Here is a 16,867-nt window from a genome sequence, read left to right on the forward strand (position 1 = left end):
ACATAGTAACTGCACAACAAAATGAATTCAACTTATATAATTGCTTCTATGGCAAAAACACCTTGACCGGGCTTACGGTGCCGGTCTCATCATCGCTTCTGTAAATCCCCATGAAGACCTGATCAGGACTATAGAGTCTCATTAGAGACCCTGGAACTGCCGGCGGCTCAACCGCACTCCGCGACAGGCGTTGTCCCTGCAAAGCTCCCTTAAGCCTGCTTTCATGAACGGTATGAGCGGGAAGATGACGAACGGCTTCGTCCACAGGCAGCAACGCTTCTTGAAGGGTGCCATTTTGTACGCGGACAGCCACTTCTTCCAGCGTCAGACAATGGGATTCGGTAATCCCAGCCGACATCGTCCGCTTCAATTGCTTCATTGCTGCCGGAACCCCCAAAGCGCGTCCGATATCCACGCATAGCGTTCGAATATATGTCCCCTTTGAGCATAATGCACGGAATGTAAGCTCAGGGTGATCCTTCGAACCATCAAAATGAAGGAGCTCCAGCTCGTAAATCGTTACCTCTCTTGGAGCTCTTTCAACCGTAACTCCTTCTCTTGCCAGCTCGTATAGCCGTTTTCCGTTCTGCTTCAGCGCCGAATACATCGGCGGAATCTGAGAACTTGTCCCCATAAAGCGGCCCAGCACTTCCTTGAGCTGTGTTTCAGTTACTTGAACCCGTTCCTGCTCTTCGGTGATCGTGCCGGTTAAGTCCTCGGTATCCGTTGCCACACCCAGAACGAGCGTTGCTTCATATTCCTTGGGAAGCTCCTGCAAATATTCTACCATTCTGGTCGCACGTCCCAAGCAAAGCGGCAGTACGCCGGTCACCGCGGGATCGAGAGTCCCCGTATGTCCTATACGCTTCATCCGCAAAATGCCTCGGGTCTTAGCTACGACATCATGAGAGGTGAAGTCCACAGGCTTATGAATCGGTAAAATACCTTCATAGCTTGTCTTATTCATAGCTCTGCCTTCACCTGCTCGATCACACGGCGAATGACATCGTCCAGCTTTCCTTCAAGACGTGCTCCCGCAGCGCGGACATGTCCGCCGCCCCCAAAATGCTGGGCAACTCGGGCAACGTCGACCTTCCCGGCAGAACGCATGCTAACCTTGACCGCTGTCTCGTCAATGACTTTAAACAAGAGCCCGACTTCTACGCCCTGGATATTGCGAGGGTAATTCACAATCCCCTCCATATCCTCATGAATCGCTCCTGTCGCGCTCAGATCCCCATCATCGACGGTCACCCAGCTGATCTTTCCATCCCCGCTCATTTGCAGACCGTTCAACACCCGGGTCAGCAGCTTGAGCTGAGGAAATGTCATCTGCTCCAAAAATAGTTCGCTGAGGCCTGGGCCATCCACGCCATATTCAAGAAGCTTGGATGCGGTCTCCATGACCTTCGGCGAGGTATTTGAGTAGCGGAAGCCGCCGGTGTCCGTCAACAATCCGGTATACAGAGCCGTTGCCGTAGCAAGGTTCAATTTAATCCCCATGAAGGTAATCAGATCAAAGAGAATTTCAGCGGTCGCAGCCGCCTTTTCCACAATGAGATTGAAGGTGCCAAATCCGTTATTGGTAGGATGATGGTCAATATTCAAAATACGGGCATGCTCTGAAAATAACAGGCTAGTCTTTCCGGTCCGCTTAAAGTCGGCGCAATCGACACAAACAATGTAATCGAAGGTTTCATCAAGCGGCTGCTGGGACAGATCAACGATGTCTTCTGAGTTCTCCAGGATCTCCATACGCTTAGGTATCGGACCTTCATTAACCATAACGTATTTCTTGCCCAGACATGAGAGAAGCCAGCCCACCACAAGGGTAGAACTGACTGCATCTCCGTCCGGCTGTACATGCGACACGACGAGGAATTGATCATGTTCCTTCAGGAATTGTTGCGCCTGAATGAACTCCTGTTCATGAGTCTGCATTGCCGTCTCCTTTAAATTCTAATTTTCCTCTTCATGGGAGATTTCTCCCAGAAGCTTCTCGATTCTGCTTCCATAGGCGATCGACTCGTCGATCTTGAAGATCAGCTCGGGTGTATGACGAAGCCGAATCCGTTTGCCCAGCTCAGTCCGCAAAAAGCCGTTTGCTTTGTCCAGCCCCTTCAGCGAAGCCTGCTTGGCATCCTCATCACCGAAAACACTCAAATATACCTTTGCCTGGGACAAGTCGCTTGTTACTTCGACGCCCGTAATGGTGACAAAGCCGATTCGCGGATCCTTCAGCTCTGTTTGGATCAATACACTGAGTTCCTTCTTGATCTGCTCGCTTACGCGACCGGTACGATTTTTTGCCATGAGAGTCACCCCATCTTATTTGCGTTCCACGGTTTCCATGACGAACGCTTCGACAATGTCGCCTTCTTTAAGGTCATTATAGTTATCCAGGGTAATCCCGCACTCATAACCTTGTGCAACTTCTTTTGCGTCATCCTTAAACCGCTTCAGCGAATCAATTTTGCCTTCATAAATAACGATGCCGTCACGGATCAGACGTGCTTCGGCATTCCGGGAAATCTTGCCTTGTGTAACCATACATCCGGCAATCGTGCCCACCTTGCTGATCTTGAAGGTATTGCGGACTTCCGCATGACCGATCACGGCTTCTTTATATACCGGATCCAGCATTCCCTTCATGGCCTGCTCGATTTCCTCAATCGCATTGTAAATGATGCGATGCAGACGGATATCAACCTTTTCCTGCTCAGCTGTCGTCTTCGTCTGGGTATCCGGACGAACGTTAAATCCGATAATAATCGCATTGGATGCTGCGGCGAGAATAACATCGGATTCGGTAATTGCACCAGCACCGCTGTGGATAATCTTGACGCGCACGCCCTCCACTTCGATTTTCTCCAAGGAGCTCTTGAGTGCTTCAACAGACCCTTGCACGTCAGCCTTGATAATGACATTCAGATCCTTGATCTCGCCTTCCTTAATATGACGGAACAGATCATCAAGCGTTACGCGAGTGTTGGCTCCAAGATCGGATTGTCGCTGAGTAATGGCACGCTTCTCCGCAATAGAACGAGCTTTACGCTCATCCTCGAACACCATGAACGGATCACCGGCTTGCGGAACCTCTGTTAAGCCAGTAATCTCGACAGGTGTAGATGGTCCTGCTTCCTTCAGGCGGCGGCCCTTGTCATTGACCATTGCACGAACCCGTCCGAACGAATTCCCCGCTACGAATGCGTCGCCGACCTTCAAGGTTCCGTGTTGAACCAGAATACGGGCCACAGGACCTCTGCTCTTGTCCAACTCGGCCTCGATAACAGCACCGCGAGCGCGCTTATTCGGATTCGCTTTATATTCGTTCACTTCTGCTACCAGCAGAATCATTTCTAAAAGACCCTCAAGTCCCATTCTCTGTTTCGCTGAAACGTTGACGAAGATCGTATCCCCGCCCCATTCTTCCGGAACAAGACCATATTCTGTCAGCTCCTGCTTCACACGATCAGGATTCGCTTCCGGCTTATCAATCTTGTTCACAGCGACGATAATAGGCAATTCCGCTGCTTTAGCATGGTTAACGGCTTCTACCGTCTGAGGCATTACACCGTCATCGGCAGCAACCACGATAATCGTAATGTCTGTCAGCTGTGCTCCGCGAGCGCGCATAGCTGTAAATGCTTCGTGGCCCGGCGTATCCAGGAAGGTAATCTTCTTGCTGTTGATCTCAACCTGATAAGCGCCGATATGCTGAGTAATGCCGCCGGCTTCTCCGCCGGTAACATTGGTGGAACGGATCGCATCAAGCAACGTGGTTTTCCCGTGGTCGACGTGACCCATAATGGTCACAACCGGAGGACGCTCACGCAGATCAGCTGCATCGTCCACTTCTTCAATCGTCTCAAAACGATCGTCCTCGACCGGAATCTTCACTTCAACCTCTACGCCGAAATCACCGGCAAGCAAGAGGATCGTGTCGATGTCCAGTTCTTGGTTAATCGTAGCCATAACACCGAGGGAAATCAGCTTCTTGATTACTTCACTCGCATCCTTGTGAAGCAATTTAGCTGTCTCACCAACAGTCATCGTTCCGCGAACAATAATCTTCTTCGGCGTATTGTCGATCTTCTCGCGAGGCGGCTGTTGATTGTATCCGCCTCTGCCGCGATTCCCTTTGCCGCCACGGTTATTCTTGTAGCCGCCTTGACGGTTATCGTCGAACGAACGATTCGATTTATTGTAATTGCTGTTGTTGGGGCCTTTGCGGTTACCCTGCTGACCAAAATTGGAATTGGAGTTAGACTGGGTACCTGCACCACCTTGACCGCCTCTGGAGTTTCCGGAGAAGCCTCCTCCTTGACTGGAATTGCCGCTTGTAGATGAATTGCGGTTCGGCTGTGCAGGACGATTGTTGCCCCCGCCAGAACGGTTAGAGGAATCGTTACGTGATCCTTGACCTTGGGACTGCCCTTGGCCCTGGCCTTGACTTCTCCCTTGCTGAGGCCCCCGGTTTGGATTCGACGATTGATTTGGTCTTGGTCTGGAGCCTTGGGATTGCTGTTGTCCGCCGCTAGGACGATTGTTCGATCTTTCCTGTGTAGCTTGAGTGCTGCCAGTGGCAGACGAATGGGTGTTTTGAGTTGTTTTATTCATGCTTACCTGCTTTTCTTGTTGATTTTTGTATTGCGATCTCTGTTGCCCTTCAGGGCTTCGAGTAGGTTCTGGACGAGCCTGATTCCCTTCTCCTGACGTTGATCTAGGCGACTGGCTTCCTCCTGCGGAAGCCGGAGCCGGCGATTTAGCGGGAGCCTCGGTCCGTTTGGCAGCTGCATTGCTCTTAATATCCTTGAAGAATTGTTCTACACGAGTAACGGAGTCATTCTCCATGACACTCATGTGATTATTAACCGGGATATTAAGACGCTTAAGAATCGTGATGATTTCTTTGCTGCTCATATTTAGGGATTTGGCGTATTCATACACCCTGAGCTTATCTTTGTTATCTTGTTTACTCAATATACTCCACCTCCGACGTATTCTCGATTTCTTTGGCAATCATATCGGCAAACCCTTGATCCGTCAGTGCGAGTACGACCCGCTCCGGCTTACCTACGCTGGATCCGAGCCGGTCACGGTCGAATCCGATGATCAATGGGATTTTGTAGGTTCTGCATTTGTCACGGAATTTCTTTATTGTATTCGGCGAAGCGTCGGCCGCTATAACGACAAGTCTTGCTTCCGATGAACGAATTCCTTTCAGAACAAGTTCATCTCCTGTCAACAGCTTTCCCGCTCTAACAGCAAGGCCGAGATGGGATAGCATTTTACTCATGATCGTCATCTCCTTCCCGGTCACGGGTGAGAAGGTACTCTTCCTCCACGGCCAGGAAGTCTCTGGCAAGTTGCTCATAAACCTCGGGACCTACCGGGGAATTCAGGGCCCGGTCGAGAGCTCGATTCTTGTGGGCAAGCTTGAAGCAAGCCACCTGTCCACACAAATAGGCTCCCCGCCCCGACTTTTTGCCGGTCAGATCAATCGATACCTGGCCTTCCGGTGAACGCACTATGCGTATTAGGGATTTCTTCGGCATCATTTGCTGGCATGCTACGCATTTGCGCAGCGGCACTTTTCTAGGCTTCATTTCATAACCCCCGTCCATTCCCTTACGGGCTATTTCAATAAAGCGAATAATCGCTTAATCAATTGAAACAGAGTCTTGAGGCAGTTCTTCTTGGTTGGTCTTCTCTCTGCCGAATTCCTCTTCAGCTTGCGTCTCGCTCTTGATATCAATCTTCCAGCCGGTCAGCTTAGCTGCCAGGCGGGCATTCTGTCCCTTAATACCGATTGCCAGAGAAAGTTGATAGTCCGGAACAATGACGCGAGCCATTTTCTCAGCCTCAAACACTTGAACCTCCAGCACTTTGGATGGGCTCAGTGCATTAGCAACATATTCTTCGATACTGTCCGAATAGCGAACGATATCGATCTTCTCTCCACGCAGTTCATTCACAATGGTCTGTACGCGGGTTCCTTTAGGTCCAACGCAGGAGCCGACCGGGTCCACTTCCGGGTTGCGGGAATATACCGCAATTTTGGAACGGAAGCCTGCTTCGCGAGCTACGGAGCGAATTTCAACCACGCCTTCGAAAATTTCAGGCACTTCAAGCTCGAACAGACGTTTCAGCAGTCCAGGATGTGTACGCGACAGCAGAATCTGAGGACCTTTTGTCGTGTTCTCTACTTTGGTAATATAGGCCTTGATCCGGTCGCCGTGCTTGAACTTCTCGTTCGGCATCAGCTCGTTCAGCGGAAGATGCGCTTCCACTTTACCCAAATCTACAAAAATATTGCGCAGATCCTGACGCTGCACAATACCCGTAACAATGTCTTCTTCTTTTTCAACGAAGGCATTATAGATCAAGCCGCGCTCCGCTTCACGGATGCGCTGTGTCACAACCTGCTTTGCCGTCTGGGCAGCGATACGTCCGAAGTCGCGAGGTGTCACCTCGATCTCAGCCACATCATCAATCAGGAAGCTCGGGTTCAATTCCCGCGCTGCAGGCAGTGAAATCTCGGTACGCGGATCCAATACATCCTCCACAACCATCTTCCGTGCAAACACCTTAATCGCACCGGTATGGCGGTTCATATCAACCCGTACATTCTGTGCTGCGTTAAAATTCCGTTTGTAGCTGGAGATCAATGCTGCTTCAATAGCTTCAAACAGAATATCCTTGCTGATTCCTTTTTCTCTTTCCAACTCATTCATGGCTTCGATAAAATCCATACTCATTTGCCTCGAGTTCCCCCTTTCATAGTGCCAACCCATTCATATAAACCGTGTACTTTTCAGCTTAAAGAGCCTGCTCAGCAACGAGGCTGAACAGCCCTAAAATATAATGGCCAACCGGGCGCTGGCGACTTTACCGTAAGGAACCGTATGAGTCTTCTTGCCGATCTCGATCACGAGCTCTTCACCCGCAAAAGAGAGCAGCCGACCCTCGAACTCCTTCAAGCCATTGACCGGTTCATATGTAGTTACGAATACATCCTTGCCGACCGCCTTTGCAACGTCCTCCGCTTTCTTGAGCGGACGTTCCGCACCGGGCGAGGATACTTCCAGAAAATAAGCTGTAGGAATCGGATCGTTCGCATCAAGCTTCTCGCTCAAAAACTCACTGATCCGGCCGCAGTCATCGATATCGATGCCTCCGTCCTTATCGACGAAAACACGCAAAAACCAATTGCTGCCTTCCTTTACATATTCAATGTCTATCAGCTCAAAGCCGTTTTCCTCCAAATAAGGGTTGACCATATCCTCGACGGCCGCTTTGATCTTCGGTGTGCTCAAGCTTACATTACCTCCATATGGTTGTTTCCTGTATACCAAACAGTAAAGAGTGGGTTTCCCCACTCTTTTAGCAACGGTTCTATCTTCATGATTACCAAAAAAATTATAACATAGTCCGTTAAGACTGACAAGTAAATCCCCTTTACGTCCGCTTAAAACAGCGATAGCTGGTTGCTCTCCGGCAAGCCGCGGAAGCAGCCCATCGAGCCGAGCAATTCAACGATAGTCTTACTCGCCTTTGACTTTTGCTGGAAGTCTTCGATTGACAGGAACTCGCCTTGTTCCTTCGCGGCCGCAATGTTGCGGGCCGCATTGACGCCAATTCCGCCCAAGGCCGAGAATGGCGGGATCAGCGCATCTCCGTCAACGATAAATCTGGTGGCATCGGAACGATACAGATCGATGCTCTTGAACCGGAAGCCGCGCGCGGTCATCTCCAGTGCCATCTCCAGAATCGGAAGCATGTTCTTTTCCTTCGGAAGCGCCTGGAATCCCTTCTGCTCGATCTCGTCAATCTTGCGGTTGATCGCATCGTAGCCCTGACAGAGCAGTTCCAGATCGAAGTCCTCGCCCCGGACCGAGAAGTAAGTCGCATAATATTCAATCGGATAATAGAGCTTGAAGTAGGCGGTACGCACGGCTGAAATAACATAGGCCGCCGCATGCGCCTTCGGAAACATATACTGGATCTTCAGGCAAGAATCAATATACCATTGCGGAACCTTGCACTTCTTCATTTCATCAATCCATTCCTGAGACAACCCCTTGCCCTTACGCACACTCTCCGTAATTTTAAAGGCAAGACCTGCATCCATTCCCGCCTTATAGATCAGGAACAGCATAATATCGTCCCGGCATCCGATAACGGTCTTGATGTTACAGGTTCCGTTCTTGATCAGCTCCTGGGCATTGCCGAGCCATACGCCGGTTCCATGCGACAATCCGGAGATTTGCAGCAAATCCGCAAAGGAGGACGGCTGGGATTCAACCAACATCTGTCTTACGAACTTGGTACCCATTTCGGGTATCCCGTATGTTGCTACCGGAGTGCGGATTTGCCCAGGCGAGACCCCTAGCGATTCCGTAGAGTTGAACATCGACATGACCTTGGGATCATTCATCGGAATGGTCGTCGGATCAACACCCGTTAAATCCTGCAGCATCCGCATCATGGTCGGATCATCATGCCCGAGAATATCAAGCTTGAGCAGGTTCGCATCAAAGGCGTGATAATCGAAGTGCGTGGTCATCCATTCCGCTTCCGTATCATCGGCTGGATATTGCACTGGCGTTATATCTTCTACTTCAATATAATCCGGCACGACGACAATCCCGCCCGGATGCTGGCCCGTGCTCCGCTTGACGCCCGTACAGCCAGCGGCCAGTCGGTTAAGCTCCGCGCCACGCCAATGCTTGTGATGCTCTTCTTCGTATTTCTTGGCAAAACCGAATGCTGTTTTCTCAGCAACTGTACCGATGGTTCCCGCCCGGAACACATTCTTCTCACCGAACATGACCTTGGTAAAGTTATGGGCCTGGGGCTGATATTCACCGGAAAAGTTCAAGTCGATATCGGGAACCTTATCACCTTTAAAGCCAAGGAAGGTCTCGAACGGAATATCCTGTCCTTCCCCCTTCAGCTTCTGTCCGCACTTCGGACAGGGCTTATCAGGCAAGTCGAACCCGCTTGGCACGCTGCCATCCAGAAACCATTCGCTATGCTTACATTCCGGATTCGTACAGATATAATGTGCCGGCAGCGGATTTACTTCGGAAATGCCCAGGAAGGTCGCAACGACCGAGGAGCCTACAGAGCCCCGTGAGCCAACCAGATATCCATCCTGGTTCGACTTTTTTACCAGCCGCTCGGAAATGAGATAGTTCGCAGAGAACCCGTATTTGATAATCGGTTCCAATTCCTTCTCAAGCCGCTTCACGACGACATCGGGAAGCTCCTCCCCGTAGATGGATCTAGCGGTCTCATAGCAAGTGTTCCGGATTTCCTCATCCGCGCCTTCCAGTATCGGCGTGAACAGCTTATCCGGGAACAGTTCTAACTCTTCAAAGCGGTCAGCAAGCTCAGCCGTGTTGGTCACGACAACTTCAAATGCCTTATCTTTGCCCAAAAATTCGAATTCTTCCAGCATCTCGTCTGTCGTCCGGAAATGAGCATCCGGCTTGCGGATATCCTTCAGCGGACTAAATCCGGTAATGCCATGGATCGTAATATCCCTATACAGCTTGTCCCGCGGATCCAGATAATGCACATTGCCCGTAGCAACTACCGGCTTATTTAGCTTAAAGCCAATCTCAACGATTTTGCGCACCGCGGTCTTCAGCTCTTCTACACTGCCCACAAGCCCTTTGTCCAAAAGATGCATGTACATCGTCAGCGGCTGGATTTCCAGCACATCATAGAAATCCGCGATACCCTCTGCTTCTTCCATGGATTTGTTAAGTACGGCCTCGAAAAATTCGCCCTTTTCGCAGCCTGACATAATCAGTAACCCTTCACGCATATCTGCAAGCTTTGATTTCGGAATGCATGCTACCCGCTTGAAGTATTGGGTATGAGACATGGAGACCAGCTTGAACAGATTTTTCTTGCCCGTCATATTCAGTGCATAGATTCCGCTATGAAACGGACGGGCATTGGATAAGTCCTTGCCGACCCGGTCATTGAGCCGCTCCAGGGAGACGATCCCTTCCTGCTTGTCAGCATCTTCAATTAATCCAATCAGGATCTGACCCAGGGCAAGTGTATCGTCGATCGCCCGGTGGTGATTTTCAAGCGACACTTTATATTTGGCAGCAAGCGTATTGAGCCGATGATTTTTCATGCTCGGATACAGCAGACGGGCCATTTCCAGCGTATCCAACACCGGATTAGTCATGGCAGGCCTTCCTAGTTCTTTGAGCTTGGCATTTACAAAGTCAAAGTCAAATCTCGCATTATGCGCCACCAATATCGCATCGCCGATAAAGGTGATGAACTCTTCCAATACCGGTTCTACATCTGGGGCATCCTTGACCATATCGTCATTGATATTCGTCAATTGCTGAATATTATAAGGAATACGCTCATGAGGATTCACAAAGGTGGCATAGCGGTCTATTTCCTTGCCATCCACCATTTTAACGGCAGCAATTTCAATAATTTTGTTCTGGGTCACCGATAAACCGGTGGTCTCGATGTCGAATACGATGAATGTCGCTGTCTTTAATTCCTCAGGACGAGGATTCAGCACAACGGCCACATTGTCATTCACAATATTAGCTTCCACACCATAGATCATTTTGATTCCGTTCTTTTTTGCAGCCTTGGCTGCATCCGGATAGCACTGGATCCCGCCATGATCGGTTACCGCAATGGCCTTGTGCCCCCATTTAGCGGCTTGTTTGACGTAATCTCCAATCGGAGTTACGGCATCCATCGTGCTCATGGTAGTATGCAGATGGAATTCAACACGCTTCTCCTCAGCTTGATCCTTCCGGGAAGGCGGAGCCTGAACCTCGGACAAATCCGAAGGAATCATCACCAGCTCAGGGATTTGCATAAAGCGGTCCATTTCTACCTTGCCCCTTGCTTTGATCCATTTGCCGTTGGCGAGTTGACCCATTACCTTTAAATCTTCCTTATTCTTGGCGAACAGCTTCATTTGCAGGGAATCCGTGAAATCCGTCAAATAGAACATGAACAGCGTGTTGCCATTCCGAAGTTCTTTACGGTCCAGTCCAAAAATAGTACCCTGAACCGTTATTTTCTTCTCTTCATCCTGGATATCCTGAATAGGTACCGCCTGTTCCCTGATATCATAGCCAATTTGCAGTTTGATGACCTCTTCATTATCCACAACTTCTTCCGGCGGGGCCTCCGAGCTCAGGCTATCCATCATCATCCGACTGATCGCTTCCCGATTTTCTTCCTCAATCCGCTGTTGGAACTCTTCAAATGCAGTTGCTGCATCCTCACCGGTCAGCAGCTTTACGCGCAGCGGCAATCCAAAAAAAGTATCGTAATATGCCGTGATCGCCTTATCTATATTTTTTTTCCGAGCCAGCTCCAGTGAAGTCTCATCGGTAAATGTTACCGACACCAAGTCCCCGTCCACTTCATGCGTCGCTCTGGCCATCCAGCCATTGACCGACGGAATCTCACGCTGTACCCACTCCAGAAATAGCTTCCAATATTCCCCAACAATCTCCCCAGGCGAAACCGGGTCCTCATAACGGAATAAGAATGATATCTGGGCAATATGCTCCATCCTATCCTTTATGCGCGTATAAAATGTTCGGTAGACTTGAGCTGGAACTAGCGTGGACTTGCTGAGTGTAATCAACCACGCTTTATTGCTTCGGCTGACCTCAACCGCTTCAATAACCCCATCAAGAAAATACGGATCGATAACTTGGGCCGGAACCTCCGCCTGCTTCATTAACAGTTCAAGCCGTGTTCTCTTCCCCTTAGCGTCAGACATGCTTCTCCCCCCATCGCCGTAGTGGAAATAGAATTTTATAATAGCAAAGCTTCCGGCAGCGAAAGACAGGAATCATCCTGCCGTACTTCCTCTGCCGGAAGCCAATCAACCATTTTTAAACAACCTCTTGAAAACCTTCGTGATCAAAAGCTCCTTAGTAGGCTCTGGCAAAAACAACCGTATGCTTCGCTTCTTCACCGCAGACAAGACAGGTTGTCTTGGTTACTTCAGGCTGGAACGGGATATTACGGCTCGTAGCACCCGTCTCATCCTTCACATGACGCTCGCAGGCCTCAGATCCGCACCATCCGGCTAATGTAAAGCCGCGCTTCTCCTCAATGCTTGCCTTCATTTCATCCAGCGTATCCACGGAATAGAAATGCTCTTCACGGAAAGCCTTGGCACGCTCGTACATTTCCTGATGCACCTGATCCAGCATCGCCTGAACCTCTTCCACTAACCGATCTTGCTCAATAACCTTCTTCTCTCCGGAAATTCGCGATACCAATACGCAAACTCCGTTATCCATATCACGCGGACCGATCTCTAGGCGAACCGGCACCCCACGCATTTCATATTCATTAAACTTCCAACCAGGACGCACGTCGGCACGATCATCGATGCCAACCCGAATCCCATTCTTCTTAAGCTCGGCAAACAGCTCGTCCGCTCTGCCGACCACAGCATCCCGCGTCTTTGGAGGTCCGATAGGAATAATCATTACTTGCTTCGGAGCAACTTTTGGCGGAAGCGCCAGCCCGTGGTCATCGCCATGAACCATAATCAGCGATCCAATCAACCGTGTGCTTACTCCCCATGAAGTGGTATGCACATATTCCTGAACATTGTCCCGGTTCAAATATTGAATATCAAACGCAGAAGCAAAATTAGTACCCAAATAATGAGAGGTTCCTGCTTGGACAGCTCGTCCATCCTTCATCATGGCTTCAATCGAATAGGTATCTACAGCGCCGGCAAATTTCTCCGATGGTGTTTTCTGTCCGACAATGACCGGAATCGCCAAATAATTTTCCACAAAATCACGGTAAATTTCCAGCATCCGCATAGTTTCTTCACGCGCATCCTGTTCATTCTCATGGGCGGTATGGCCTTCCTGCCACAGGAACTCGCTTGTACGCAGGAACGGCAATGTCCGCTTCTCCCAGCGCACCACGTTGGCCCATTGGTTAATCAGTACCGGCAAATCCCGGTATGATTGAATCCATTTTTCATACATATGGCCAATCATTGTCTCCGAGGTAGGACGAATCGCCAGACGTTCCTCCAGCTTCTCGCCAGCAGCTTCCGTCACCCAAGGCAGCTCAGGATTGAAGCCCTCAACATGCTCCTTCTCCTTCTGGAAGAAGCTTTCGGGGATAAATAGAGGAAAGTACGCATTGCGGTGTCCTGTCTCTTTGAAGCGGCGATCCAGTTCAGCTTGAATATGCTCCCAGATCTCATAGCCGTCCGGCTTGAATACGATACATCCCCGTACTGGCGAGTAGTCCATCAAATCCGCTTTTTTAATGACATCGATATACCACCGGGAAAAGTCCTCTCCCTGCGGCGTAATTTCCGTTACAAACTGCTTCTCCTCATTAGCCATAACCTTTCATGTCCTCCCGTTAGTTCAACAACTGAAATATTTCGTTTATCCGATCAAGCGTAAAATATCGTTATAGGTAACTGCAATCATTAGCAAGAACAGCATGGCAAACCCTATAAAGTGTACCAGCCCTTCCCGATTCGGATCTATCGGTTTGCCGCGCAAGGCCTCCACTGCCAGGAAGATCAGCCGGCTGCCGTCCAATGCCGGAATCGGCAATAAGTTGAATATACCAAGATAGAGACTCAGGATCGCTGCCCAATACGTCAGCTGTGCAATGCCTTGCTTCGCAATCTGTCCTGTCACTTCAAAGGTACGAACCGGGCCGCCCAGATCATCCATCGAGAACTGATTGATCAGTTGCTTGAAGCCGAGGAATATCGCCTTGGTCGTGTAGACCATGTTATCCCCAGCTACCGTAAAGGTCTCGCCAAAGGATGCGCTGCGTGTCGGATAAAAGGTAATGATCGAGGTTCCGACCTTTGCATCCCCCTGCTCATCGACCGCTTTAGGGGTCAACGTAATATCGATGGTCTGTGTTCCCCGTTTAACGGTCCAAATCATGGTTTTATCTTTAGAAGCCTTAATCATCTCGATCAGACCGTTGGCATCTGTTCCAACCTTGATTCCATTAACGGTATCAATAATATCGCCTTGACGGACTCCAGCATCCTCGGCAGGCATATTCTGAATGACCTCGCCCACCTCAAGATGACTTGGGTCGGGTTCAGGAATTCCAGCCATTTGGATATGCAAAGCAAATAGTACAAACGCAAGGATAAAATTCATCAAGGGGCCGGCAAAAATAGACAAAGCCCGCTGAGCAACCGTCTTGCTTCCATATTGGCGGTCTCTTGGTGCGATCTGCGTCTCCTTGCCTTTTGCAACTAGCATTGCTTGCGGATGAACCGGATAACGGAGCGTCTCGCCGTCCACATTAAGCGTCACCTGCAGGCGGTCGATCAGATCCTCTTCTACAACCTCGCCGCGAATCACATTTTTACGGCTGTCCAGCCGGTCAAGGAAGATCTTGCGAACCTCATTCCCCTCCAGGCGGAGAGCTACCGTCTGTCCGACACTTAGGTCCACAAGCTCTGGATCCTCACCAGCCATCCGCGCATATCCGCCGAACGGAAGCAGGCGAAGCGTAAATTGCGTCTCCCCTTTTTTATAGGAAAACAGCTTCGGACCGAATCCAATGGCAAATTCACGCACCAGAATACCCGCACGCTTGGCGAAGTAATAATGTCCCCATTCATGTACCGTCACAATAATGAAGAACATAAAAACCGTCAGAAATATGATTCTAAGCAATTCCAATCTAGGCATCCTCCTTTGGGCCGCGGATCGTCCACATGGTTTTAGATTATCATTATTCTCCGAATGTTCACAAGAGAATACAGGGATGGAACTTTCCGGCTGAAAAAAGACTGCTCTTAAAGAGGTTGTTCAAAGAGTCATCTCTTGGTCACGAAGTGATTCAAGGGATTAAATCGATGAAGCAATCTCTCTAGCCCAGCGGTCGGCGGCAAATATCGTATCCAGATCATCCGCCGAATGATTCGTATGTCTGGACAATGTTTCCTCAATCAAGGATTCAATACGCAAAAACGGGATTTCACCGTTCAAAAACCGTGCAACCGCGACTTCATTTGCCGCATTATACACGCTTGGTGCTGTCCCACCTAGTTTACCACATTCATAGGCCATTCTTAAACAAGGATAACGCTCCAAATCCATCTCGCGGAAATGAAGCTGTCCTGCCTCTGACAAGGAAAGGCGCTTAGTCTCCGAAGGCCAGCGCTCTGGATAGGTCAAGGCATATTGAATCGGAACGCGCATGTCCGGATTGCCAAGTTGGGCAATCACGCTGCCGTCACGATATTCAACGAAGGAGTGGACAATACTCTCCGGATGAAGCAGCACACCGATCTGTTCAAAGTCCATTCCAAACAGCCAATGGGCTTCCATAACTTCCAGTCCTTTGTTGACCATCGTCGCGGAATCAATCGTAATCTTCGCCCCCATCGACCAATTCGGATGCTTGAGCGCATCCTCCACCGTCACTTGCTGCAATTGCTCGCGGTTCAAATGACGGAAGGATCCGCCGGAGGCAGTGAGCACAATCCGCTCCACATCGCCAAGACGCTCTCCATTCAAGCACTGAAAGATCGCAGCATGTTCGCTGTCTACCGGCAGCAATGAAACACCCTTTTTACGGGCCAGCTCGGTAACCAGATGACCTGCTGTCACCAATGTTTCTTTGTTGGCCAAGGCAATATGCTTTCCCGCATCAATCGCTGCCAGTGTAGACGGAAGTCCTGCACTGCCTACAATCGCTGTAACCACCGTATCCGCATCGGTCCCCGCTGCCACCTCGGTCAAGCCTTCCTCGCCGTAAAACAGCTCCACTCCAGCCGGAAGAAAAGGACGCAGCGAATCCGCGGCACCCTTGTCCGCTACAGAAGCTTTTTTCGGCTTGAACAGACGGACTTGCTCCAGAAACAACTCAATATTTCTACCGGCAGCCAATCCTTCAACAGAAAATTGTCCAGGATGCTGCTCCAGCACGTCCAGCGTTTGGGTACCAATTGAGCCTGTGGAGCCGATTACCGATATCCTTTTCATCAAGCTCACCTCATCTTGTTATCAGAAAATAGGTAGCAACTGCAAAATATGTACGAACGGAAATACGATAATCCAGCTGTCGCAGCGATCGAGTATTCCGCCGTGGCCGGGCAGCAAAGTGCCTGAATCCTTAATTCCATACACTCTTTTATATCCGGATTGAATCAGGTCGCCCATTTGTCCGACTGCAGCTGCACATAATCCTAACAATAGGGCTTGCCCGATTCCGAGAATACCTCCAGAGAACACGGCAAACAGAATGGCCGCAATTACGGCAGCGACAATGCCTCCAATTGCTCCTTCAATCGTCTTATTCGGGCTAATTGCAGGCCATAGCTTATGCTTGCCGATCCGCCGTCCGGTGAAATAAGCCCCCGCATCACTGCTCCAGATGGCCGCCAGCATCAGGAATGTCCAGAACAGCCCATGTCCGTCTGCCGCGCTCCGTGTAACCGCAAGGTAATGAAAACCGATTCCGATATAGACCATTCCCAAAAACAGCATGGCCATTTGACCGATCGGGATCTGATTTTTACTGATTACGGTAATTACAAGGAACAGGAACATGAGCAGCCAATAGCTGCGCAGGAGATCCAGAGGCATCGCGAGCCCGAGGAGATCCCAAGGGAACACAGTGTAGAGAACACCAAGGTAGCCGATCCAAGCTGTTCCCTGGAAGGGGCGGATGCCGGTCATACGAACGAATTCATAATAACCAATCAGACTCATCAGCAGGACCAATACATGGTACCAGAGTCCGCCCAGCATACAGAGCCCAAGGAAGCCGGCTCCAGCAACGATTCCAGTAATCATCCTTTGTCTCAACTCGCCACTCC

At 50.0% G+C, this 16,867-nt stretch carries 13 protein-coding genes; all 13 read right to left on the reverse strand.

What is annotated here, in order from left to right:
* Positions 1-46 precede the first annotated feature (46 nt).
* Positions 47-967, reverse strand: coding sequence for a tRNA pseudouridine(55) synthase TruB (gene truB, locus KQJ23_RS14500; protein ID WP_216479590.1), 921 nt, complete (start codon positions 965-967; stop codon positions 47-49).
* Positions 964-1,941 carry a DHH family phosphoesterase gene (locus tag KQJ23_RS14505; protein WP_216479591.1) on the reverse strand — a complete coding sequence of 326 codons (978 nt, stop codon included), beginning with the start codon at positions 1,939-1,941 and terminating at the stop codon, positions 964-966. Before KQJ23_RS14505 ends, truB begins: the two co-directional genes overlap by 4 nt.
* 18 nt (positions 1,942-1,959) lie before the next feature.
* On the reverse strand, positions 1,960-2,313 hold the full coding sequence (gene rbfA, locus KQJ23_RS14510; protein ID WP_216479592.1) for a 30S ribosome-binding factor RbfA: 354 nt from the start codon (positions 2,311-2,313) through the stop codon (positions 1,960-1,962).
* Between the two features lie 15 nt (positions 2,314-2,328).
* Positions 2,329-4,983, reverse strand: a complete 2,655-nt coding sequence (gene infB / locus KQJ23_RS14515; protein ID WP_216479593.1) for a translation initiation factor IF-2 — start codon at positions 4,981-4,983, stop codon at positions 2,329-2,331.
* Complete coding sequence (locus tag KQJ23_RS14520) at positions 4,976-5,299, reverse strand: L7Ae/L30e/S12e/Gadd45 family ribosomal protein (RefSeq protein WP_216479594.1); 324 nt, start codon at positions 5,297-5,299, stop codon at positions 4,976-4,978. Before KQJ23_RS14520 ends, infB begins: the two co-directional genes overlap by 8 nt.
* The gene (gene rnpM / locus KQJ23_RS14525) at positions 5,292-5,609 is read right to left on the reverse strand and encodes an RNase P modulator RnpM (protein ID WP_216479595.1); all 318 of its coding nucleotides are present in this window, start codon (positions 5,607-5,609) and stop codon (positions 5,292-5,294) included. Before rnpM ends, KQJ23_RS14520 begins: the two co-directional genes overlap by 8 nt.
* Positions 5,610-5,663: 54 nt before the next feature.
* A complete protein-coding gene (gene nusA, locus KQJ23_RS14530) occupies positions 5,664-6,761 on the reverse strand; it encodes a transcription termination factor NusA (RefSeq protein ID WP_216479596.1) in 1,098 nt (365 codons plus the stop codon).
* A gap of 96 nt (positions 6,762-6,857) precedes the next feature.
* Positions 6,858-7,319, reverse strand: coding sequence for a ribosome maturation factor RimP (rimP, locus tag KQJ23_RS14535; protein ID WP_216479597.1), 462 nt, complete (start codon positions 7,317-7,319; stop codon positions 6,858-6,860).
* Between the two features lie 152 nt (positions 7,320-7,471).
* Positions 7,472-11,797: a PolC-type DNA polymerase III gene (locus KQJ23_RS14540; protein ID WP_216479598.1), complete on the reverse strand. Its 4,326-nt coding sequence runs from the start codon at positions 11,795-11,797 to the stop codon at positions 7,472-7,474.
* A 154-nt stretch (positions 11,798-11,951) separates the two neighbouring features.
* On the reverse strand, positions 11,952-13,403 hold the full coding sequence (gene proS / locus KQJ23_RS14545) for a proline--tRNA ligase (protein WP_216479599.1): 1,452 nt from the start codon (positions 13,401-13,403) through the stop codon (positions 11,952-11,954).
* 45 nt (positions 13,404-13,448) lie between these two features.
* The gene (gene rseP, locus KQJ23_RS14550) at positions 13,449-14,723 is read right to left on the reverse strand and encodes an RIP metalloprotease RseP (RefSeq protein ID WP_216479600.1); all 1,275 of its coding nucleotides are present in this window, start codon (positions 14,721-14,723) and stop codon (positions 13,449-13,451) included.
* A 168-nt stretch (positions 14,724-14,891) separates the two neighbouring features.
* The gene (locus KQJ23_RS14555; RefSeq protein WP_216479601.1) at positions 14,892-16,031 is read right to left on the reverse strand and encodes a 1-deoxy-D-xylulose-5-phosphate reductoisomerase; all 1,140 of its coding nucleotides are present in this window, start codon (positions 16,029-16,031) and stop codon (positions 14,892-14,894) included.
* A gap of 21 nt (positions 16,032-16,052) precedes the next feature.
* Positions 16,053-16,856, reverse strand: a complete 804-nt coding sequence (locus tag KQJ23_RS14560) for a phosphatidate cytidylyltransferase (RefSeq protein ID WP_216479602.1) — start codon at positions 16,854-16,856, stop codon at positions 16,053-16,055.
* Positions 16,857-16,867: the final 11 nt, after the last annotated feature.

The sequence above is a fragment of the Paenibacillus brevis genome (genome assembly GCF_018919145.1).
GTDB classification, from domain to species: Bacteria; Bacillota; Bacilli; order Paenibacillales; family Paenibacillaceae; genus Fontibacillus; species Fontibacillus brevis.